Source organism: Actinomyces denticolens (assembly GCF_002072185.1).
GTDB classification, from domain to species: Bacteria; Actinomycetota; Actinomycetes; order Actinomycetales; family Actinomycetaceae; genus Actinomyces; species Actinomyces denticolens.
In genome coordinates, this window is sequence record NZ_MVIW01000009.1 from 21,053 (window position 1) to 42,115 (window position 21,063).

Genomic DNA, 21,063 nt, shown 5'->3' on the forward strand with positions numbered 1-21,063 from the left:
ACCCACCGTCCAGCACGATCACCACCAGAAAGGGAAAGACATGCTGTCCACACTGTGCCGATTCCAGATCACGGCCACTCGAACCCGCGAGACTCTCCGAGAGCGGCTCGAGAACAACGAGGAGGGCGCCTCCACCATCGAGTGGGTCATCATCACCGGCCTGCTCATCGCCCTCGTGGGGCTCGTCGGCAAGGTCATCTACAGCTACGTCACGGAGCAGGCCAACAAGATCAAAGTCGGACCGTGATGCGCTCACGGCCCTGCCGCCTGTCTGAGGAGATCGGTGCCTCGACCGTCGAGCTCCTGGCCTTCTTCCCCCTGCTCATGGCGATCATCCTCCTGACCGTCCAGGTGTCCTTCAACTGGTACGGCCAGGAGGTCGCCACCACTGCGGCCAGGGAGGCGGCCCGCATCGTGCGAACGGGGGGCGGTAGCGCCGAGTCCATCGCGCAAGCCCGTCAGACGACCCCGGACTACGCCAGGAACGTGGGCGGGCAGGCGTTGGAGGATGTCGCCGTGAGTATCCAGGTCAACGGCGAGGAAGTGGAGGTGACGGTCTCGGGACGGCCCCGGGACGTGTTCGCCGGCCTCTCACCGGACGTCAGCGCCACAGTGTCATCGCCGATCGAGGAATTCCGGAGCGATCAATGAGAGCCGGAGCTGTCATCACCAGGGCACGGCGGGCGCGGCGCGAGGAGCGCGGCGCCTCGTCCGTGGAGATGGTCGTCATCGCGCCGGTGCTCATCCTCGTCGCCATGCTCATCGTGGCCATGGGCCGGTGGGTGTCGACGGAGGGCAGAGTGCAGGCCGCCGCACGGGACGCCGCCAGGGCGGCCTCCTTCGAGCGCTCCGCGTCGGCCGCATCCGAGGCCTCCTCGCGCGCCCTGGCCTCCTCGGACGTGGCCGATAAGGACTGCGCCTCCACCACCAACACCTCCGGGTTCGCGCGAGGCGGGCGAGTGGAGGTCACAGTGCGATGCAGAGTTCCGCTCTCCGACCTCGGGCTCGCCGGCCTGCCCGGCATCGCCACCATCGAGGGCAGCGGAACCGCTCCCGTCGACACCTGGAGGGGAACACGATGAGACGCCGCTTGAGACGCCTGGGCGCGGAGCGCGGCACGGTGTCCCTCGCCGCTGTCCTCCTCACCGCGGCGTTCATACTGCTGGCCGGGCTCTGCCTGGAAGGGGGCCGCGCGCTCAACGCCCGTGCCACCCTCGCCGATGCTGCGGAGCAGGCCGCCAGGGCCGGGGCCCAGCAACTCTCCTTCGAGAGGACGCGGAGCGGGGGCGCGCCGACCCTCGACCCCACCGCCGCCCGCTCCGCCGCGCTGCACTACCTCGCCGACAACAGCATCGACGGCACCGCGACCGTCATCGTCCAAGGGGACACGATCTCCGTGACCATTCATGATGACGCCCCCACGGCCCTGCTCTCCGCCGTCGGCATCTCCTCCATCCCCATCACCGTGGATGGAACCGCTACCACCGTTCAGGGCATCACTGAAGGGCAACCATGAGCAAGCAGAGCCCAGCACCCGTCACTGGCCCCAGCCGCTTCCACGCTGAGCCGGTCAACGAGCCGCGCTCAGTCGTCCGAGCACTGATCGCGGGCCTCACGCTGCTCGTCATCATCGTGGGCGTGCCGACTGCGCTGCTCCACTTCACCGGTGCGCCGCCGCTGCCCGGCCACTGGAGCCTCGACGCCCTCACCGGGGAGCTCTCCCTGACCGCACTGCTCGGCGTGCTCATCTGGGTGATCTGGGCCGCCTGGCTCCAGTTCACCGTCTGCGCCATCGTGGAGCTCGTCTCCGCGGCGCGGGGGAGCGGCATGCCCGCCCACCTGCCCTTGTCCGGCGGCATGCAGACCGTGGTGCGCGTGCTCGTCTCCTCCCTGCTCATCTTCGGCGCCGCCACCCCGGCGAGCGCGGCCACCTTCCATGGCGGCCCAGTGGTCCCCGGCGCCAATGGCCCCGCCGCCTCAGCGCAGGCGGACCCCTCGATCGGTGACAATACGCAGTCGGCCGATTTTCCCTCCTCCTACGTCCCGGGCGCGCCCCCGGGGGGAGCAGTGGATGGTGCTCAGCAGACCGGAGTGCGCTACATGCTGGGGGATCAGGAGCTCGACCCCCAGCTCGGGGCCGAGCTCGTGGGGCAGCGGGTCTACATCGTGCGGCCCCCGGACGGCCTCTACCACGACAACCTCTGGGACATCGCTGAGCGGAGCCTCGGTGATGGCCGCGCCTACCAGCAGATCTACGACCTCAACGCCGGGCGCGTCCAGCCCGACGGGCGATCTTTGGAGCTCGCCCGGCTCATCCAGCCCAACTGGCTCCTCATCATGCCCGAGAGCGCCCAGGGCGTCGACCGGGTCGTCGCGGTTCCCATTCCGGAGCGGCAGGCGCCGGCCGTGCCCAGTGCCCCGCAGGAACAGGGCCACGGCGGGGCCGACGCCGTCGGGCGCTCGAGCGCACTCGGGGACCTGCGCCCCACCCAACTGCCCGCCGTCGGAGGCCTCCTCGCCGCCTCCATCACGGGCGCGCTCATCCTGCGGCGTCGGCGAGGCCTCTTCGGGGCGCCAGGTGACGGGGCGGGTGAGCGGGAGCGGCTGCTGCGCATCAGTGCTGATCCGGAGCGCACTGCCCGCCTCGACGCCGCTCTCAGGTCGCTCCCGGAGAAGGGACAGGCCCTCAGCATCTACGCGGCGATCGTCGACGATTCCTCCATCTCCGTGTACTTGGCATGGCCCAGTCTTGAGGCGCCTGAGCCCTGGACCTGCTCGGAGGACGGCATGATCTGGTCCCTCAGTGCCCAGGCCGCCGCCAATGGCCTGCCGACCCATCCCGGCACCCCCCGGTACCCTGGCCTGGTCACGCTCGGGCGCAACGACGACGGCGCGGATGTGCTCATCGATCTCGCCTCGGCGGACTCCGACGTCGTGGTGACGGGCGACCCGAGGATGGCCGAGGAGATCATCACCGCCCTCGCCCTCGAGGTGGGGCTCAACCCATGGTCCGGGCGTGCCGGTCTGACCGGGATCGGGCTGCCGCGCCAGCTCGGCGCGATCCTCGGGCCACGGCTCACCGTCCTCGACAGCCCCGCCATGCTCCCCACCGCGCCCGCCCCCGACGTGCTCGAGGGACGCTCGCTCACCGACTCCCCCGAGATCGTCTTCGTCTCCGGGCATGACGTCCCCGTGGTCGCCGGCCGGGGGCTGAGCATGGTCCGCACTGGATCGGCCGAGCGCGCCCGCTGGCAGATCATCGTCGATGACTCGGGAACAGCCCAGGTGGCGCCATTGGGCATCCGCGTCACCGCCTCGCGCGCCACCGAACTCGATCTGACCGCCCTCGCCGAGCTCTTCGCCACGGACCGCCAGCAGCCCACGAGCGACGACGGCCGCCCGCCCATCCCCGATCCCCCGGCTCCGCCGCTGAGCTCCGGCGCCTTCCACGCCGCACCGGTGAGGATCAGCCTGCTCGGATCCGTCATGGTGGAGGCCCCCGGGCCCGTCGAGCGCTCCCGCCTCGACCTCCTGACCGAGGCTGCCGCCTGCGTGGCCCTCCACCCGCAGGGCATCCGCCCCGCCACCCTTGGAGGACTGCTCTGGCCCGCCGGAGTGACCGGCGACGTCGTCGTCAGTACGATCGAGCGGCTGCGCGCCTGGCTCGGCGCGGACGCCCAGGGCATTCCCCACCTGCGCGAGGACGAGGAGGGACGACTGCTGCTCGGCCCGGGCGCCGTGACGGACTGGGACGTGCTGCGCTCCTTGCTCGCTCAGTCCCGCACCGCCCCTGAGCACGCTGAGCGCGATCTGCTCATCGAGGCCCTGCGGATGGTGCGCGGCCCGATCGCCCAGGGTGCGCCGCAGGGCCGCTATGCGTGGCTCGCCCGGGCGCGCACCGAGCGGGATGCCGGGGTGCTCATCGTGGACGCGGCCCTGCGCGCGGCGGCCCTGCTGCGCGGCCCCGACCCGGATGGGGCGGCGGGCGCGATCCGCGTCGGGCTGCAGGTCCTGGACCTCGATCAGTCCCTGTGGCGCGAGCGCCTCCGTCTGGCCTCGCGGCACGGGCGCCCCGCCCTGGCGCAGGACGTCCTCGCCCTGCTCGACCTGGCCGGGGTGGACGACCTGCACCGGATCGACCCGTTGACGGCCGCCCTCGTGGAGGATCTCGCGCCGGGGCTGTCCGTCATGCGGATTCCCGCCTGAAGGAGGATGCCATGCGCCTTCTGCTCAGGGTGACCCGGCCGATCGCCGGGCAACCGCCGCTCATCCGCGATGTTCTGGCCACGGCCCCGGACGAGGCAACCGTGGGGGACCTCGCCCGCTCGCTCGCCCACGAGCTCCCCGAGCCCTCGCTCGCCGGGACGCCGGCCCCGGGTGAATTGAGGCTCGTCGTGCCCGAGGCCCACGGCGAGCAGGCGACGCCGCCCGAGCTCTGGGACGGGCCGACGAGGCTCGATCCGCAGGGTCTCATCACGGACTCGCCGATCCGGCACGGCATGCTGCTCTCCCTCGGCGCGCCCTCCCCGCAAGAGGAGGAGCCCACCGGGGTCGTGGAGGTGCGGATAGTCGGAGGCCGCGGCGCGGGGACCGTGCGGCGCTGGTCCCTCGGCGACTACACGATCGGGGGTGAGGGAACGGACCTTCCCCTTGATGGGTTCGAGGGCGGTGCCCGATTGCGGGCCCGGGTGGAGGTGGGCGGAGCCGTCCGGCTCACGCCCCTCGACGGCGCTGAGGATCTCCCCGCCCAGGATCGGATCCCAGGGCGCAGTCACCCCCTGCCCGGCCCCGTGGTCCTGGAATCCCGGGGAGAGGAGACCCCGAAACGGCGCAGGCGCCGCAGGTGGAGGAGGAAGAAGGAGCAGGATACGGAGATCGAGCTCTCCGGCATCGAGGAGATCGATCCGGAGGCCGGCAGGCGCCTGCTCGAGCTCGACCGGCGGGCGATCACCGCGGACTCCCCCTGGGAGCCGGGCGCGGTGCTCACTGCGGGGGATTCACTCCTCACCGTGGGAAGAGTTCCGGAGGTTGACGCCGTCTCCTTCCCGACGCCCGGTGCTCCCACCATCGACTTCAATCGGCCCCCGAGGCTCCAGCGTGCTTCGCGGAACACCGAGTTCATGATGCCCCGGCGGCCAACCAAGCAGGTCAAGCCGCCCTTCCCCTTCGTCATGCTCATCTCTCCGGTATTCATGGCCCTGGGCTCCTATGTCATGTTCCATCGCCTCGCATCACTCATGTTTGTGGCGTTATCGCCCCTCATGATGATCGCCAACTACATCCAGGGCCGGACAACTCGCAAGCGCACCTTCCGTGATGCGATGTCCCGTTACGAGAGCACCAAGGCCAAGACGGAGAAAGCCGCTCTGGACGCGCTCACTACGGAGCGCGGCGAGCGACGCGCCGACTTCCCGGATCCCGCCGAGCTCCTCCTGCGGGCCACGGGCCCCCGCTCGGGGCTCTGGGAAAGACGCCCGGCGGACCCGGATTGGCTCGAGCTCCGGGTGGGGACGGCTGATCTTCCTTCCAATGTGGAGATCAAGTCCCAGGAGCGGGCGAGCCATGAGGCTCCTCTCATGTGGACCGCGCCCGACGTCCCTGTCACTGTGCCGCTGGGCGTGCTGGGAGTCGTGGGAGTGACGGGGCCGGAACGGTTGCGTCTCGCCACGTGGATGGTGTCACAGTGCGCCACTCTGCACTCGCCGGCCGATCTGGAACTCGTCCTCCTGAGCGATTCAGTGCAAGGAGGGGCGGGCGAGCAGGCCTGGGATTGGTCCCGCTGGCTCCCCCATATGCGGGGCATCGGCGGTCAGGGCGAGCGCGCCCAGGCAGGCCTGGTGGCGAACGATGTCCAGCAGAGGGTCAATGAACTGGTCTCACGGATCGAGGCCGCCGAGAAGAAGCAGCAGTCGCATGAGCGCATGGTGCCGAGGACCGTGGTGATCCTCGATGGATCCCGTCAGCTCCGCTTGGTCCCGGGGATGGTCCAGGTGCTGCGGGAGGGTGCGAAGCACGGCATCTGCTTCCTGTGCCTCGATCCCGATCCCGTGGGGCTGCCCGAGGAATGCCGCTCGGTGGTGGTGGCGCGGCCCACGACGGCCACGCTCGCCCGTGCCGGTGAGATGGAGGTGGAGCAGGTGCTGCTCGACCTGGTTCCCGCGAGCTGGCCCGAACGCGTGGCCCGATCCCAGGCCGCGGTCAGGGACGTCTCCTCCGAGGGCGCCGCCGCACTCATCCCGGTCTCCTCCCGGCTGCTCGAGGTGGTTCGCATGGAGGAGCCGGATGCTGGGGCGGTCCTGGAGAGGTGGGCCCATCGAGGGCGCAGCACCACTGCCGTCCTGGGGGAGGACGCGGAGGGCCCCTTCTCCGTGGATATCAGCCGCGATGGTCCCCACGCCCTCGTGGCGGGAACAACGGGCTCGGGAAAGTCCGAGCTCCTGCAGACCCTCATCGCGTCACTGTGCCTGGGGAATCGGCCGGATGCGCTCACCTTCGTGCTCGTGGACTACAAGGGCGGCGCGGCTTTCAAGGACTGCGCGCGCCTGCCGCACACGGTGGGCATGGTGACGGACCTCGACGGTCATCTCACCAGCAGGGCCCTGGAGTCCCTGGGGGCCGAGCTGAGGCACCGGGAGCACCAGTTGGCCCGCCTGGGTGCGAAGGACATCGAGGACTATGTGGCCACGATGACCCCCGAGGATGAGCCGATGCCGCGCCTGATGATCATCATCGATGAGTTCGCAGCCCTCGTGGCGGAGCTCCCGGACTTCGTCACGGGCCTGGTGGACATCGCGAGGCGAGGGCGATCCCTGGGCGTGCACCTGGTGCTGGCCACCCAGCGTCCTGCGGGCGTGGTTTCCGCGGAGATCAAGTCGAACACGAACCTGCGCATCGCCCTGCGGGTGACTGATGAGAACGACTCCCAAGACGTTATCGAGGCCCGGGACGCTGCTCATGTGCCGTCCACGCTGCCTGGACGGGCCTTCGCCAGACTCGGACTGACCAGTCTGCGTCAGTTCCAGGCCTCGCGAGTGGGCGGGCGCCCCCGGGGCGAAGTCGGCGGCGCCGAGGCACTGGCCTCGCAGTTGACGCTGCGATCCTTGGCGGCGCCCGCGCCGATGCGGGTCGAGACGGAGGAGGACGTCTCGACGCCGACGGATCTGGCGCGCCTGGTGGACGCGATGCGGCAGGCCCATGCCCAATCCAAGGCCTCTGATCCGAGGAGCCCGTGGTTACCGGCCCTCGGTGAGACGATCACATTGGATGACCTCGCCTCGGCACCGGGGGCTCCGGGCCGACGCTCCAGCGACGGGGATGCGACGCCCCCTGTGCCTCTGGGCATGGAGGACATGCCTGCTGAACAGGCACAGCGGGTGATGACGTGGGACTACGCCCATGGCGGCCACCTGGGCATCGCCGGTGCTCCGCGGACGGGGCGTTCGTGCTTCCTGCGGCTCATCGCGGCGGCGATCGCTCGCTCATCGTCCCCGGCAGCCGTGCACATGTATGGGATCGACGGCGGCTCGGGTGCGCTGCTCCCCCTTGTCTCAATGCCCCATGTGGGCGCCGTGGTGACCAGGGACCAGCCCGATCGGGTCCGTCGGCTCTTCGCCCTTCTCGTCAAGGAGGTCGCGCGCCGGCAACAAGTGTTCGCCTTGCGGGGGTGCGCCACCCTCGCGGAGCAGCGGGCCACTGCACCGCCGGGGGAGGCACTGCCATACCTCCTGCTCCTCATCGACCGTTGGGACGGCTTCACCGCATCCTTCGAGGATGTGGACGGCGGAGTCCTCCTGCAGAATGTGGAGTCGCTTATGCGCGAGGGACTGGCCGTGGGTCTCCGTGTCGTGGTGACCGGGGACCGGACGTGCTTCCGCGGGCGCATGGGCATGATGCTGGAGGACAGGCTGCTCCTGCGGATGCCCGCCCCGGAGGACTTCGACGCCATCGGGATGCGGCCGAAGGATGTTCCCGTTGCAATGCCTGCTGGAAGGGGTTTCAGAAGCGGCGAGACGCCCCGCGAAGTCCAGGTGGCGCTCCTCGACGGCGATCCTGCTGGAACGGCGCAAGTGGCGGCCACGCATCGTGAGGGGAGCAGCGCCAAAGAAGTGTGGGCGAACGTTCCGGAATTGCTCCTTCCCGGAAGAGTCGACGATCTTCCGATGGCGATCTCCGCCCAGGACGCCTGGGCCCTGGGCCCATCGATCAACGAGGGGATGATCGCGTTGGGTGTGGGCGGTGACAATCTCCACATTCAGACGGTGTCGCTGCCGGACATCGGAAACGGCGTGATGGTGCTGGGCCCCCGGCGCTCCGGACGCTCGACCGCTCTGTGCTTCACAGTTGATACTGCAATGCGAGCAGGGGCTCCCGTTATCCTCGTGACCCCGCGCCGCTCGCCCCTTCAGGGGCTTGCGCCACGAGCAGCGGCAGTTCTTGACGGGGGCGCGAAAGCGGACGAGCTGCGTGAGGCGCTCAAACCATATGGGGCCAAAGCACTGGTTGTCGTTGATGATTTCGAGCTGCTCGGGGCGGACCATGCGATCGCGCCGGCACTGGAGGAGCATCTCAAGGCGTGCCGGGACGAGGTTGGCGGCGTGCTGATAGCCTGCGGTTCTGACGAGGTGCAAGGAATGTATCGGGGGCCGGCCTCGATAGTGAAGAAGACCAGAACCGGGTTGATCCTCGCGCCCAGGTCCGCGCAGGACGGCGAGCCGTTGATGGCTCGTCTCCCCAGATCGGTTGGCGGTCCGGCCCCCATCGGCCGAGGTGTTTTGGCCACCACTCGCGGGTGGTCGTGGGTGCAGGTTCCCTACACGTCGGCGGAGTCGGTTCGATAGCATGACTCGATAGCATGATGGGTGCGATCTTTTCGTGACGCTGATGAGCGGGCGACGGCGAGGTCTGTGGTAGGGCTTGCCGTTGATTCAGAGCTCGACAAGACTTCGGATAATCTCAATGAAATACCCTGAGCGTGAAAGGCCAAAGGGAGCCTACTCATTGCCGTCGCACCCGTTGACTGCGCGGTCCAACGCCGTTATAGTTGATTTACGGGTATGCAACTGCTTGATCGATTGTTCTTAAGAAGGAGGGGCTGTCGTGACCGATGCGGCCGATTCGGGGATGACCTGCGTGAATTGCTCGCTCAATACCGGAGATAACGGTAAACCTCAGGTGGTGAATAAGAAGTTGGCCGCGCAGCGGAAGGTGCAGACTTGGGCATCCGAATATGCTGATGAGATCTGGAGGACGGACCCACAAGCCTCCGAGACGGCCGGTGGGACGATGTCGAATGGTCTGACGGACGCCTGGACGTGCGCTGCCGCGGATGAGATGGCGGCCAGTATTGATATGGTGTTCTCAGCGGTGCAGAATGAGATGGCGACGATCTCCGGTTACATCTCGTCCGCGATCGGTGCTGATCCAAGTGAATGCGTCGATGACGACGATAGCGCTGAGGCGACATGGATCACAGTTCACTGATTGCGGCGCACCGCCACAGGAAAGGAGTCTTGAGATGACGGTGGTCTATTGCAGTTACAGCAAACTGAATTCGTATATCAAATCCCTTCAGAAATGGTTCGATCATGCCTGGGACGGTCGAGGCGAGCTTCTGGGCGCCAATGATCTGGCATGGGATCCCTGCGGCATTAGCGATGATCTGGCCATAGGTGGCAGTCTCGCGAATCAGATCTGGAAGATGAAAAGCATCGCCGATGAATTGAGGACGCGCCGGGACAGCGTGAAGGCAGTGAACGATTCAGGCGTGCCGCTGTATAACGCATCCGGTGAGAAAGTGGAGGGATACTATCTTCCCGATGGTGCTTCGGATAATCCGGAGAATGTGAAGAAGCACAATGCGGATGCCTTGACCAAGGCTAAAAGCGATGCCGCCGTAGTCAAAGATGCCATGGGAGGAAGTTCTGAGGGGGATAGTGAAACTATTGCGGCGACAGTGGAGGGCGCTGCCGATATGCAGGACAATCCGCTTTACTCCAAAGCCTTCATCAATGGCGTCGGAGTGGATCGCTATCTCGAGATTCCTGCGAGGATCGAGGCGGCGCGCGGTGATCATTCTCGACCGAGTGCGGACCAGTATAGTGCCCATGTGCAGACGCCTAGCAGTTCTGTCGAGGCCGATATGGTGATCCTGGGGAATATGCTCGCCGCTGGATCTCGTGTGGGCGGAACCTATAAGAACAGTCGTGGTGCCGAGGCCGACCTCGAGGAGCATATTTACAGGTCGGTTACTGACAAGGCTCATTATGGGCGGATCACAGGATTGAACGGCTTGCTAACCGCTACGACCAGTGAGTATGACCCGGACTTCCTTGTAGAACTTGCGGATGACCTCGAGGATGTTCCTTATGATCCGAGCGATCCCTCGACCGCGGCGTACAAGGTTCCTGTGTATCACGGCGGCTCACCCGATCCTTTGGCAGGGGTGTTCACGGCGATGGGGAACAATCCCGACGCGGCGGTGAAGTATCTGACCTGCCCGGATTCGGGTGGTGGCGTGATTCATGATGAGGCTCATCCGGTCAATGACTATTGGGATCCCAACCAGGAGAGTCGCGAGCGTATGCAGAAAATTAGGGGGCATGACTGGACGACGCCCAAGAGCATGGAGGCCCTGACGGCGCTGTTCGCGGGCGCGTCCGCGAAGCGTGTTGATGATCCTGACAATACGGATGACGTCGATGAGCGCGCCGCGTGGGCCACCGGCGAGGGTATCGACATCATCTCAGGGTATGACCTCCCCAAGTTCACAACGGCCGCCAAGAACAACACTGCGTGCATTTTGGAGAACTCCATGTACGAGGTGGATAATAAGATTACTCACCGCTCTGACGCTGAGCATCCCAGGACATTTGACGCTCGTAGTGGACCGGCTCGTATCCACGGCGTGAGCGATGGTGATATTAAGAAATTGATCAGTGTCGCGGCTTCAGATGATCAATCGCTTCAGCGTTTAGCGCGTGGAGTGGGGAGACATTCTGCTTGGCGAACGAAGGTGACAATCGATAATTATCCGGATGTTGCATTCAATGGCACCACGAGCACGGACACCCAGGAGGGCAGGTTCACGAATGAGCTTTCCACGGGTGGCTTTCAAGATGGTCAGATCATCGGCTACATTGCGGATCAGGCCGAATCTCAGCGTCGAGGTAAGGACGGTTCAGCCAGCGAAACTCTTGCCGGGACAATGCTCACAGGGTTGGGCGAGGGGATGTCGATGATTCCCAATCCTTACACTCAGACCGCTGGCCTGGCCGTCAAACTTGCGACACCGGCCGGGACCGAGTACTTCAATGACGAAGCTGAAGCCAGCCAGCAGCAGATCGACGCAGTTCAGAGTGTCGAAGACTGAAGAAGCAGACTCAGCATGCGATGGCTCGCTCACGATATACTCAATTGTCTAATTCCGGGAGACTGTCTGCCTCCGCGTACAACGAAGCGGGAGGGTCGGCCCGAGATGACTATGCATGGATGGACTGGGGCGCCTCCACGGCTACTGGTGAAGACGGGTATCCGCAGATCGATCTCGAAATGATCGAGTCGAATGAGCAGTACAAAGCGGAGTTCGAGAATTGGCTCGGTAGTGGATCGATTCCGAATAATCTCATTGATCCGGTTGTTGGGCAGGCCGCAGACGATGGAGCTGCCAACGCTGGCGGTAAAGTGCATTGATGGTCGGTGGACTAGGATTCGCAATTAGTTTGATATGCCTCGAAAGGATCGTGTTGTTGTGCGTTGTTTAAGTTTGAGGTCGAAGAAGTGGTGCATTGTTCTGGTCTGCTCCGTTGTGCTTGTGGCCAGTGTCGGTGGATATGCGGCTTGGCGGCACTGGAAGGCGAGTCAAGGGCTGCAGGGACCTTACTGCTCCGGTTTGACGAAAGACGATATTATTCCATACTTCATCGAGCACGTGCGGAATGAGACCGTAGATTCAGTGGATCCGGTTATATCATTCGCGATGCCGGGTTCTTATCATTGTCAATTGTATGCAAAGTCGGGTAACCATATGTATGTCGATATGGCGCGGGCCGACCAGCCGGCGGGCTATGGGCTTGAATTCCACTCGCTTCTCAAGGATCCAGATGAGCGGTCGGATGCACTAGTAGAAGATGTTGCGGGGGTGAACGCCAAAATCATCGGCATATATGAAGATGGGGCGGTGAAGGCGGCGTGGATCGATGAAGACCGTAATGCGGTCATTAGTGTTACAACTATTCGCTACGAAGGTGATTTCGGTAGCCCGGAGGCCATGAGGAAGCTGATGGATCTTCTTATTGTCAGAGGCCCGGAGCTCCTGGAAGCGAGGGGATACCTGACGGGTGATACTGCTGCAACTGCCACTCCGAATGCTGGATGATAAGCTGATGGCCGGAACAATCAGCAAAGCAGGGCGTGCGTTCTAGTGCTGGTGGGCGAAGTTGTAGGGGCGGGGCGGTGGAGTGATCGATGTTTCCTAGTCTGGAATGAAATTTAAGAGTTTCCGTCCTATGAAGTGACGTGAATTTTGATCGCGAGTCCGACCCGTCCGAGCTCTTGGTCTCCTATGAGCCGTCTGATTTCACGGGCGAGTTCCGGACCAAGGGGGTGAGGACCTTCGAGCAGATCAAGGCCAGCGTGCCCACGACGCCGGCATCGATCGACGGGGCGCCCGGTGAGGGCCTCACATCCTTCTCCGCCCGCCACGGATGGTCCTTCCTCGTGTGGCGCTACCCCGACGGCGCCCTGCTGGTCATCAAGTTCTTCACCAAGGACTCAGGAGGGGCCGCCAACGCCCTCGACCTGACCGGCCCGGCCCTCGAGGTCGGCAAGATTGTCGCCCCCCAAGTTCGGGACCTGGTCGCACGCCCCACAGCGAGCCCCACATAGTTCCAGGAACGATGGCGCGCGCCGAACGTTCCACCGCCAGCCTGTCGCTCCCGCCGAGCCCCTCAGTATGCTCAGGCCATGGGCATCGATGGCCAGGACCGGAACCGGCGCAGGAGCACCGTGAGCGTGCTCGCCGCCCTCCTCCTGGCCGCCACCGGAACCGGCACCGGCTGGTACCTCGCCTCCACGCCGGGCGCTTCCCAGGCCGACGCCTCCGCCCCCACCGTTTCAGCGCTGGGCGACGGCGAGCACCAGTACCGTCCCATCGTCCCCAACCCCTCCGACCAATGGCAGGCGGGCGCAGTGAAGGCCTGGTCGACCACCGTCGGCCCCGACGCCGAGGTCGTCGCCTCCGCCGACCACGTCTACACCATCGACGGCCGTGTCAACCTGACCGCCTACAAGATCAGCGAGAACAACAACACCCCCACCCAGGCATGGGCCTCCACCCTCAACTGGAACGACCAGACTCCCGCGCCCAACAGCACCCCGACCGTCCAGCAGTGGGGAGACCGCTGGCTCATCCATGGCGCCACCCTCTACGACCTCGCCACCGGCGCCGCCACCCCCGCCCCCTGGGGCAGTGGCCGGAGCGCCTCCGTCGCCGACGACGTCGCCCTGTCCTGCGATGCCTCCGGCCAGTGCAGCGCCTGGTCCACTGACCTGGAAGAGCTCTGGTCCACGACCGTGCCGGGCGCCGGCACCGATTCGCGCGGCTACTCCGCCACCAGGGAGCCGCGCAGCGTCGTCATCCACGAGGAGCACCGCTACATCTCCCTCGGCACTGGAGTCGTGGACATCGACTCCGGCGCGCTCACGCGCCTCGCCCTCCCGGACGGGGGCACCGCCTCCGGCTACACCAGGCCCGCCGTGGACGGCTGGGTCATCGCGTACTCGACACCGGGCGCCGGTGGCGAGCGCTACGCGAGCTTCGACCTGTCCGGCGCCTACCTGGAGTCCTACGAGCGGGGCACGCGCCCCTCGGACCCCTCCTTCAGCATCTACCCGCCCCGCCGCCTGCCCACTCTCGCCCAGGCCAAGCAGGAGATGACCGACCCCGCCGACCCGGCCGCCCTGGGCCGGGCGACGGCCGCGAATCACTGCCTCAGCGAGGTCGCCATGACCGGCCGCCCCGCCTTCGCCCCGCCCGCGATCGACGGCGCGACGAACTCGGTGACCTCGTGCCTGAGCGACGCGCACTCCTCGGCCTCCGGCGCCATCGTCCTGCTGGCCGATGCCGACGTGGCGAATGCGGGAGCCGACGCCTTCCGCACCATGGTCGACGCCGACACCGGTGAGCGCATCGCCCTGGAGGGCTCCGCCGACACCGCTGCGCTCACCCTCACCTCCGCGACGACACTCGTGAGCTGGGACTCCTCCACCGGCGCTCTCATCGGCTACCGCGCCGGGCGCTGAGCGAGCCCGGGGATCAGAAGGCCGGGAGAACGGATCCGTCGGCCCAGGTGGTCTCGATGTAGGACTTGAAGTCCGCAGAGTTCATGATCTCGGCGAGCTTCTTGAGGGACTCATTGTCCTTGTCCTCCGCGCGCACCACGAGCTGGTTCGCCGGGGCGGCGTCGACGGCCTCGAGCTTCAAGGCGTCGACGACGGGCGTGAGCCCGGCGTCGAGGGCGTAGTTCCCGTTGAGGACCACGGCGGCCGCGTCCTGCATCGTGTTGGCGACCTGGGCGCCGTCGACCGTCGTGAAGGTGAAGTTGTGCGGGTTGTCGGTCACGTCGGAGTCGGTGGGCAGCTCGGCGGCGGGGTCGAGGGTGAGGAGGCCTGCGGCCTCGAGCAGCTTGAAACCGCGGGCGGTGTTGGCCGGGTCGTTGTTGAGGACGATCTGGCCGCCCTCTGGGATCTCGGTGAGCGTGGTGGCCTTCTTGGAGTAGATGCCCATGGGCTCCACGTGGACGTCCGCGATGGACACGAAGTCGTAGCCGTGCTCCTGGATCTGCTGCTTGAGGTAGTTGGGCGTCTGGAAGAAGTTGGCGGCGATGGAGCCGTCGCTGAGGCTGATGTTCGGCGTCGTGTAGTCGTTGATCTCCTTGATGTCCAGGTCGATGCCGGTGCCGGACAGGAGGTTGTCCTTGATGTGGGTGAGCATCGTGACGTGGGGCTGGGGGGTGGCCCCGATGGAGATGACGACGGTGTCGCCGTCCTTCTTCACGCCCTTGGGCTGGCCGTCGGAGTCGGAGCCGCAGGCGGCCAGGGTGGCGGCGACGGCGGCGGCCAGGGCGCCGGTGGCGAAGGCGCGTCGGGAGATCGGGGAGGGCAGGAGCGCGGTCATGGAGTTTCCTTTCGGTGGCGGGGCTGTGATGCTGGGGCGGGTTCGATCGTGTTCCGGCGGTGCGCCGTCGTCAATGGGCTCGGTGCCGACTGGCGGGGCCTCAGCGGTGGTCCACCAGTCGGCTGAGCATGTCGCCCGCGAGCTGGATGATGCCGACGATGAGGACGATGAGGACGACGGTGACGATCATGACGTCGGTCTGGTTGCGCTGGAACCCGTACTGGACGGCCAGGTCGCCCAACCCGCCGCCACCGACGGCGCCGGCCATCGCCGAGTAGCCCAGCAGCGTGATGAGCGTGACCGTGGCCGACTGGATGAGGGTGGGCAGGGCCTCGCGCACGAGCACGCCCCAGGTGATCTGATTGCCGGAGGCGCCCATCATGAGGGCGGCCTCGACCTTGCCCGCCTCCACGTTGTTGACGGCGGTCTCCACCAGGCGCGCGTAGAAGGGGATCGCCCCCACGGTCAGGGGGACGCAGGCCGCCTGCCAGCCGAGCGAGGAACCGGCGATGATGCGGGTCAGCGGCAGGATCGCCACCATGAGGATGATGAAGGGCAGTGAGCGGCCGATGTTGACGACCTGGGAGAGGATCTCGTAGACGAAGCGGTTGGCGTGCTGGCCGCGCTTGCCCGTGGTCACCAGGGCCAGGCCCAGCAGGAGACCGAGCATCACCGCGAGCGCCCCGGAGATGAGCGTCATCTCGAAGGTCTCCATGGTGGCGGGCCAGAGCTTGTCCGTGATGGCGGGGTTGTCCAGCCACCTCTTGTCCCTGGCACCCGCGGGCAGGACGGCGAGGGAGTCCAGGTGGGCAGCGGCATTCAGGGGGATCATGAGCGCACCTCCGCGGTGGCGCCGGCGGCGGCCAGGGCGTCGACGACGCCGGGTGCCCTCTCGGCGGGTACGGTCAGGGCGAGGCGGCCGACCTGCGCCTGCCCCAGGGTCTCGAAGACGCCCCCGGCCACATCCGCCCCGTGCTCGGAGACGATAGCGAGCAGGTGCGCGGCGGCGGGCTGGCCCGGGTGGGCGGTGAATGCGACGTCGATGACGGCGTCGCCCTCGGCCAGCGAGCCCTCGGGGATCGCCGGGACGGGCACGAGCTCGTGGGACAGGCGCGAGTCGACGTCGGAGGCGACCTCCTCGATCGGCCCGGACTCCACGATCCGACCCGCCTCCAGGAGGCTCACGGAGTCGCAGACCTGGCGGACGACGCTCATCTCGTGGGTGATGATGACGACGGTGACGCCGAGGCGGTCGCGCACATCCTTGATGAGGTCGAGGATCGAGCGGGTGGTCTCGGGGTCGAGGGCGCTGGTGGGCTCGTCGCACAGGAGCACGGCGGGCTGATCGGCGAGCGCCCGGGCGATGCCGACGCGCTGCTTCTGCCCGCCGGAGAGCTGACCGGGGTAGGAGCCGCCGCGGTCGGCGAGGCCCACGAGGTCGAGCATCTGGGCGACCGTCTCGTGGCGCTCCCCCTTGGCGACGCCGGCCAGGGCGAGCGGGTAGGCGATGTTCTGCGCCGTCGTGCGCGAGTCGAGCAGGTTGGCGTGCTGGAAGACCATGCCGATCCTGCGGCGGGCCTCGCGCAGCTCGCGGGGCCGCAGGGCGGTCATGTCCTGGCCTGCGACGCGCACCTCGCCGTCGGTCACCGGCTCGAGCGCGGTCAGGCAGCGGATGAGCGTTGACTTGCCGGCGCCGGAGGTTCCCACGATCCCGTGGATCGAGCCCGCGGGCACGTTGAGGGTGAGACCGTCCAGGGCCCGCACCTCGGTGCCGTCGCGCAGGGTGTAGATCTTGACGACGTCGCGCAGGGAGATCATCGAGTCGTCCGCCGCGCCGACGGCATCAGCCGGGGCGGCCTCGATCGGCTCGGCACCTGGGTTCGGATCGCTCATGAGTCCTCCATCGGTCCTGGCGGAAGCACCCTCACCCTCTCAGGGGGTTGCTGCAGCGTCGTCGAGCCAGGTCTCTCAACTGCTCTGGATGGTCGGGAGAACGGTATAAAGCCGAGTCGCGGGCGCGCAAGCCGAACACCGATTCCGGGACCAAGGTCACGAAATGGCGACACGGCACGGGAAGGGCCGCCCGGATCTACGATGCCTGCATGACCACGATCATCCCGGACCTCCTGGGCGAGCCCTGGGTCGCGCGCCGTATCCCCGTCACCCCTTCCGAAGCCGCGCCCGGGGCGGATCATGCGATCCTCGTCCACCAGCGCAACGCCGGCGCCGCCCGGCACGCACGGGCGGTGCTGTACATCCACGGCCGGACCGACTACTTCTTCCAGACGCACCTGTCGGCCGCGCTCGAGGAGGCCGACTACGAGTTCTACGCCCTGGAGATGCGCGGCTGCGGGCGCGCGGGCACCGACCTGCCCGAGGGATCCTTCCCGCACGACACCACGGACCTGCTCGTCTACGACGAGGAGATCACCGAGGCGGTGCGGATCCTGCGCGAGGAGAAGGGGCATGACGCCGTCGTCCTCAACGCGCACTCCACCGGCGGACTGTCCGCGGCGCTGTGGGCGGCGGATCATCCGGGGCGGGTCGCGGCCGTCACGCTCAACTCGCCGTGGTTGGACCTCAACGCCTCGGGCTTCATGCGCTCCTACGGCACTGCGGCGGTGGACCTCATGTCGCGGTGGATGCCGGGGCGGGTCATCGTCAACCCGGCGGCGCCGGAGGCGGATGACGAGGAGGCCTTCGAGGCCGACCCCTACGCCCGCTCCCTGCACGCCAAATGGGGCGGGGAATGGGACTGGGACCTGTCGCTCAAGCCCTCGCCCGGCTGGCCGGCGCGGGCGGGCTTCCTCACGAGCGTGCGCCGCCTGCAGCGGCGGGTCCGCCATGGCCTGGGGATCGAGGCGCCGGTGCTCCTGTGCTGCTCGACCGCGTCGGCGCCCCCCGACGCGGGGCGCGAGGCGGTGCTGCAGGCGGACGCGGTGCTCGATGTGACGCAAATGGTGGAGCGTGCGCCGTTCCTCGGCGAGGACGTCACCGTGCGGCAGATCCCCGGCGGGGTGCATGACCTGGCGCTCTCCCCCGAGCCCGCCCGCGGCGAGTACCTGGCGACACTCACCGGCTGGCTGAGCGCCCGCCTCCCCTGCCCCTCTCACTGATCAATCGGCGCGAGACCGGTCGATATGGGCGCCGAGGCCGGTCGAAGTGGTGATCGAGACCGGTTCGCCGTCCACAGGCCCTGCTCCTCTCTCGCGGGGCGGGGAGAGCCTGTGGAGAACCGACCGGTTTCGATGACTATATCGACCGGTCTCGGGTGAGGGCCGACAGGGCGGGAACGAGCTCGTCGGCGACGCGCTCGATCGTCGCAAGAGTCTCCTCGAAGTCCTCCATGCCGCCGTACCAGGGGTCGGGCGCATCGAGCCGCGACCGGGAGGCCTGCCCTGCCGCGATCGCCGCCAGATCCCCCGCGCGATCCGGGTCGAGCTCGCGGAACATGCGGATGCGCCGCCCCGCCCCCTGGTTCCCTCCCAGCTCGTCGACGACGGCTCCCGCCCGCTGCGCGCGGCGCATCAGCTCACGCTCATGCGAGGCCGTCATCGCCAGGATGAGATCAGAGCCGACCAGCTCGGCGTCCGTGATGCGGTGGGCCCGGTGCGTGGCGATCCGGGCCGCCACCGCTCCCCCGCCATCACAGTCGCCTTCGCCGTCGCTGCTTTCGCCGTAGCCGCTGCTGAGCAGGAGCCGCCTGGCCCGCGGGTCCATCGGGTTGCCGCGCTCCTCGCTGGAGACCCCGGACGAGGCCACCTCCACATGCCCGGCCAGGCCCGCCGCGCCGAGCCGATCGAGCAGGACCATCTCCGCCATCGCGGAGCGGCAGATGTTCCCCGTGCACACCATCATGACCCGGTAGGGGCCATCGGGGTCGCGCGGGTCGGGCAGGACGCGGGGCTCGGCGGGGACGGAGCCGATGGGATTCGAGATCATGATCCGATCGTGCCAGGCCCGCCCTAGGCTCACCCTCATGACCGATCCCCGCGCGCCTCACGCGCGCAGCGCCTCCCCTCGCACTCCCACCGAGGTCGACGCCGTCGCCGAGCGCCATGTGGAGCGCCTCGCCGCGCTGTCACCCGAGTTCGCCCTCTACTCCGGCCTGCCCGGCCGGGTCGGCGCCCTGGACGACTACTCCCCCGCCGGCTTCTCGGCCCTGGCCGATCTGCGCGCCCAGACCCTGGCCGCGCTCGATGCCGCCGCCCCCGCCGACGACGTCGACCGTGTGACGATCGCAGCCATGCGCGAGCGCTTCGGCGTCGAGGACGAGTTGCATGAGGCCGGCGAGGACCTGCGGGCGCTGAACAACATCGCCTCCCCGATTCAAACGATCCGCGACACCTTCGACAACCACCCCATGGCCACCACGGGCGATTGGGAGAACTTCGCATCCGCCCTGCGAGCGGTGCCCGGGGCGATCGCAGGGCACCGCGAGTCCCTGCGGGTGGCGGCCGCACGCGGGCTCACCCCCGCCGCCCGGCAGGTGCGCGCCTGCATCAAGCAGGCCCAGGACCAGTCGGGGGCGTCATCATCCTTCGCGGCGCTGATCGAGGGAGCACGCCTCGCCGACGGCGGCGCCCTGTCCGCCGCCCTCACCGCGGAGCTGCGGGCGGCCGCGGGCCAGGCCCGCGACGCCTACGCCGAGGCGGCCCGCTGGCTGGCCGCCGATGTCGCCCCGCTCGCCGACGACGACGACGCCGTGGGCCGTGAGCGTTACGAGCGCTTCAGCCGGGAGTTCCTGGGCGCGCGCATCGACCTGGACGAGACCTACGAGTGGGGCCGGGAGCGCCTGGCGGCCATCGATGCCGAGCAGCGGGCCATCGCCGCCTCGCTCTACGGGCCGGGCACCACCATGGCCGAGGCCCTGGAGCGGCTGGGCGCCGATGCCTCGCGGCAGGTGCACGGCACGGCGGCGCTGCGGGACTGGATGCAGGAGACCTCGGATGCGGCGATCTCGGCCCTCGACGGCGCCCAGTTCGACATCCCCGCTCCTCTGCGCGCCCTGGAGTGCCGGATTGCGCCGTCGTCCACCGGCGGCATCTACTACACGGCGCCGAGCGACGACTTCTCCCGCCCGGGGCGCATGTGGTGGTCCGTTCCGGCCGGGACGGAGGACTTCGCGACCTGGCAGGAGCGCACCACGGTGTTCCACGAGGGCGTTCCCGGGCATCATCTTCAGATCGGCATGCAGACGCTCCTGCGCGGCGAGCTCAACTCCTGGCGCCGCCACGGCTGCTGGGTCAGCGGGCATGGCGAGGGCTGGGCCCTGTACGCCGAGCGGCTCATGGCGGACCTCGGTTTCCAGGAGGACCCGGCCGACCGCATGGGGATGCTGGACTCCCAGCGGCTGCGGGCGGCTCGCGTCGTACTGGACATCGGTGTTCATCTGCGCAAGGACCGACCCTCCGAGCTCACCGCCCTGCCGGGTGTGGGCGAGGGCCGCTGGGACGCGGGATCGGCCTGGGAATTCCTGCGGGCCAATGCCGCGATGGGAGAGTCCTTCCTGCGCTTCGAACTGGACCGCTACCTGGGCTGGCCGGGGCAGGCGCCGTCGTACGCCGTTGGGCAGCGCCTGTGGGAGGAGGCGCGGGACGCCTCGCTGGCGGCGGCACGCGCAGCGGGGGTGGATGACTCCCTCAAAGCCTTCCACGCCCGGGCGCTGCGCCTGGGCAGCGTGGGCCTGGACGTCATGCGCGAGGCACTGGCCGCCTGAGGCCGACCGGGAGTCCGGGGATCGGCACGCTCAGACGGCCTGGTTCATGGGCTTTTCGTTGGAATCACGTTGACCTGAATCTCGTGAAGTACCTCGTATGTGCATTCTGAAGTCGAATGCACATACGAGGCTCGGCGATGAGAGCGCGACCCGCGCCATTCCAACGATTCAT

Annotated in this window: 18 protein-coding genes and 1 riboswitch; of the genes, 14 read left to right on the plus strand and 4 right to left on the minus strand. The window is 67.7% G+C overall.

The window, feature by feature from the left end; all coding sequences use genetic code 11:
• The first annotated feature begins 40 nt into the window (after positions 1–40).
• The 12 genes from B1H55_RS03850 to B1H55_RS12480 all read left to right on the plus strand — a co-directional run bounded on the left by B1H55_RS03850 (position 41) and on the right by B1H55_RS12480 (position 14,298).
• Positions 41–247 carry a hypothetical protein gene (locus B1H55_RS03850; protein ID WP_077240854.1) on the plus strand — a complete coding sequence of 69 codons (207 nt, stop codon included), beginning with the start codon at positions 41–43 and terminating at the stop codon, positions 245–247.
• Positions 247–651 carry a TadE/TadG family type IV pilus assembly protein gene (locus B1H55_RS03855; RefSeq protein ID WP_077240853.1) on the plus strand — a complete coding sequence of 135 codons (405 nt, stop codon included), beginning with the start codon at positions 247–249 and terminating at the stop codon, positions 649–651. The genes B1H55_RS03850 and B1H55_RS03855 overlap by 1 nt, the downstream gene beginning before the upstream one ends.
• Positions 648–1,082 carry a TadE family protein gene (locus B1H55_RS03860; protein ID WP_077240852.1) on the plus strand — a complete coding sequence of 145 codons (435 nt, stop codon included), beginning with the start codon at positions 648–650 and terminating at the stop codon, positions 1,080–1,082. The genes B1H55_RS03855 and B1H55_RS03860 overlap by 4 nt, the downstream gene beginning before the upstream one ends.
• Positions 1,079–1,516 carry a pilus assembly protein TadG-related protein gene (locus tag B1H55_RS03865; RefSeq protein ID WP_231952648.1) on the plus strand — a complete coding sequence of 146 codons (438 nt, stop codon included), beginning with the start codon at positions 1,079–1,081 and terminating at the stop codon, positions 1,514–1,516. The genes B1H55_RS03860 and B1H55_RS03865 overlap by 4 nt, the downstream gene beginning before the upstream one ends.
• Entirely contained in the window at positions 1,513–4,206 is a 2,694-nt protein-coding gene (locus B1H55_RS03870; protein ID WP_077240851.1) for a LysM peptidoglycan-binding domain-containing protein, read from the plus strand. The genes B1H55_RS03865 and B1H55_RS03870 overlap by 4 nt, the downstream gene beginning before the upstream one ends.
• An 11-nt stretch (positions 4,207–4,217) precedes the next feature.
• On the plus strand, positions 4,218–8,837 hold the full coding sequence (locus tag B1H55_RS03875; RefSeq protein WP_077240850.1) for an FtsK/SpoIIIE domain-containing protein: 4,620 nt from the start codon (positions 4,218–4,220) through the stop codon (positions 8,835–8,837).
• Positions 8,838–9,096: 259 nt separating this feature from the next.
• Complete coding sequence (locus B1H55_RS03880) at positions 9,097–9,480, plus strand: hypothetical protein (protein ID WP_077240849.1); 384 nt, start codon at positions 9,097–9,099, stop codon at positions 9,478–9,480.
• A gap of 34 nt (positions 9,481–9,514) precedes the next feature.
• Entirely contained in the window at positions 9,515–11,368 is a 1,854-nt protein-coding gene (locus tag B1H55_RS12175) for a DUF6571 family protein (RefSeq protein WP_143221407.1), read from the plus strand.
• 119 nt (positions 11,369–11,487) lie between these two features.
• Positions 11,488–11,688, plus strand: coding sequence for a hypothetical protein (locus B1H55_RS12180; protein ID WP_143221406.1), 201 nt, complete (start codon positions 11,488–11,490; stop codon positions 11,686–11,688).
• Between the two features lie 199 nt (positions 11,689–11,887).
• Entirely contained in the window at positions 11,888–12,373 is a 486-nt protein-coding gene (locus B1H55_RS12185; RefSeq protein WP_143221405.1) for a hypothetical protein, read from the plus strand.
• A gap of 140 nt (positions 12,374–12,513) precedes the next feature.
• On the plus strand, positions 12,514–12,882 hold the full coding sequence (locus B1H55_RS03890) for a hypothetical protein (RefSeq protein ID WP_077240847.1): 369 nt from the start codon (positions 12,514–12,516) through the stop codon (positions 12,880–12,882).
• A gap of 78 nt (positions 12,883–12,960) precedes the next feature.
• A complete protein-coding gene (locus tag B1H55_RS12480) occupies positions 12,961–14,298 on the plus strand; it encodes a hypothetical protein (protein WP_077240846.1) in 1,338 nt (445 codons plus the stop codon).
• A 13-nt stretch (positions 14,299–14,311) separates the two neighbouring features.
• On the opposite strand, the gene B1H55_RS03900 is transcribed toward B1H55_RS12480, so the two are convergent.
• The 3 genes from B1H55_RS03900 to B1H55_RS03910 form a co-directional block, all read right to left on the minus strand.
• Positions 14,312–15,172: a MetQ/NlpA family ABC transporter substrate-binding protein gene (locus B1H55_RS03900; protein ID WP_231952650.1), complete on the minus strand. Its 861-nt coding sequence runs from the start codon at positions 15,170–15,172 to the stop codon at positions 14,312–14,314.
• A 100-nt stretch (positions 15,173–15,272) separates the two neighbouring features.
• Positions 15,273–16,004, minus strand: coding sequence for a methionine ABC transporter permease (locus B1H55_RS03905; protein ID WP_073452507.1), 732 nt, complete (start codon positions 16,002–16,004; stop codon positions 15,273–15,275).
• Complete coding sequence (locus tag B1H55_RS03910) at positions 16,001–17,065, minus strand: methionine ABC transporter ATP-binding protein (protein ID WP_077240845.1); 1,065 nt, start codon at positions 17,063–17,065, stop codon at positions 16,001–16,003. Before B1H55_RS03910 ends, B1H55_RS03905 begins: the two co-directional genes overlap by 4 nt.
• Before the next feature lie 4 nt (positions 17,066–17,069).
• Positions 17,070–17,160, minus strand: a riboswitch (SAM riboswitch).
• 114 nt (positions 17,161–17,274) lie between these two features.
• Here B1H55_RS03910 and B1H55_RS03915 point away from each other — a divergent pair.
• Positions 17,275–18,288, plus strand: a complete 1,014-nt coding sequence (locus tag B1H55_RS03915) for an alpha/beta hydrolase (RefSeq protein WP_077240844.1) — start codon at positions 17,275–17,277, stop codon at positions 18,286–18,288.
• 136 nt (positions 18,289–18,424) lie between these two features.
• Here the strand turns inward: B1H55_RS03915 and B1H55_RS03920 are convergent, their stop codons facing one another.
• Positions 18,425–19,114, minus strand: coding sequence for a low molecular weight protein-tyrosine-phosphatase (locus B1H55_RS03920; RefSeq protein WP_073452501.1), 690 nt, complete (start codon positions 19,112–19,114; stop codon positions 18,425–18,427).
• A gap of 37 nt (positions 19,115–19,151) precedes the next feature.
• Between B1H55_RS03920 and B1H55_RS03925 the strand changes: the two genes are divergently transcribed.
• Positions 19,152–20,891 carry a DUF885 domain-containing protein gene (locus B1H55_RS03925; protein WP_077240988.1) on the plus strand — a complete coding sequence of 580 codons (1,740 nt, stop codon included), beginning with the start codon at positions 19,152–19,154 and terminating at the stop codon, positions 20,889–20,891.
• Positions 20,892–21,063: the final 172 nt, after the last annotated feature.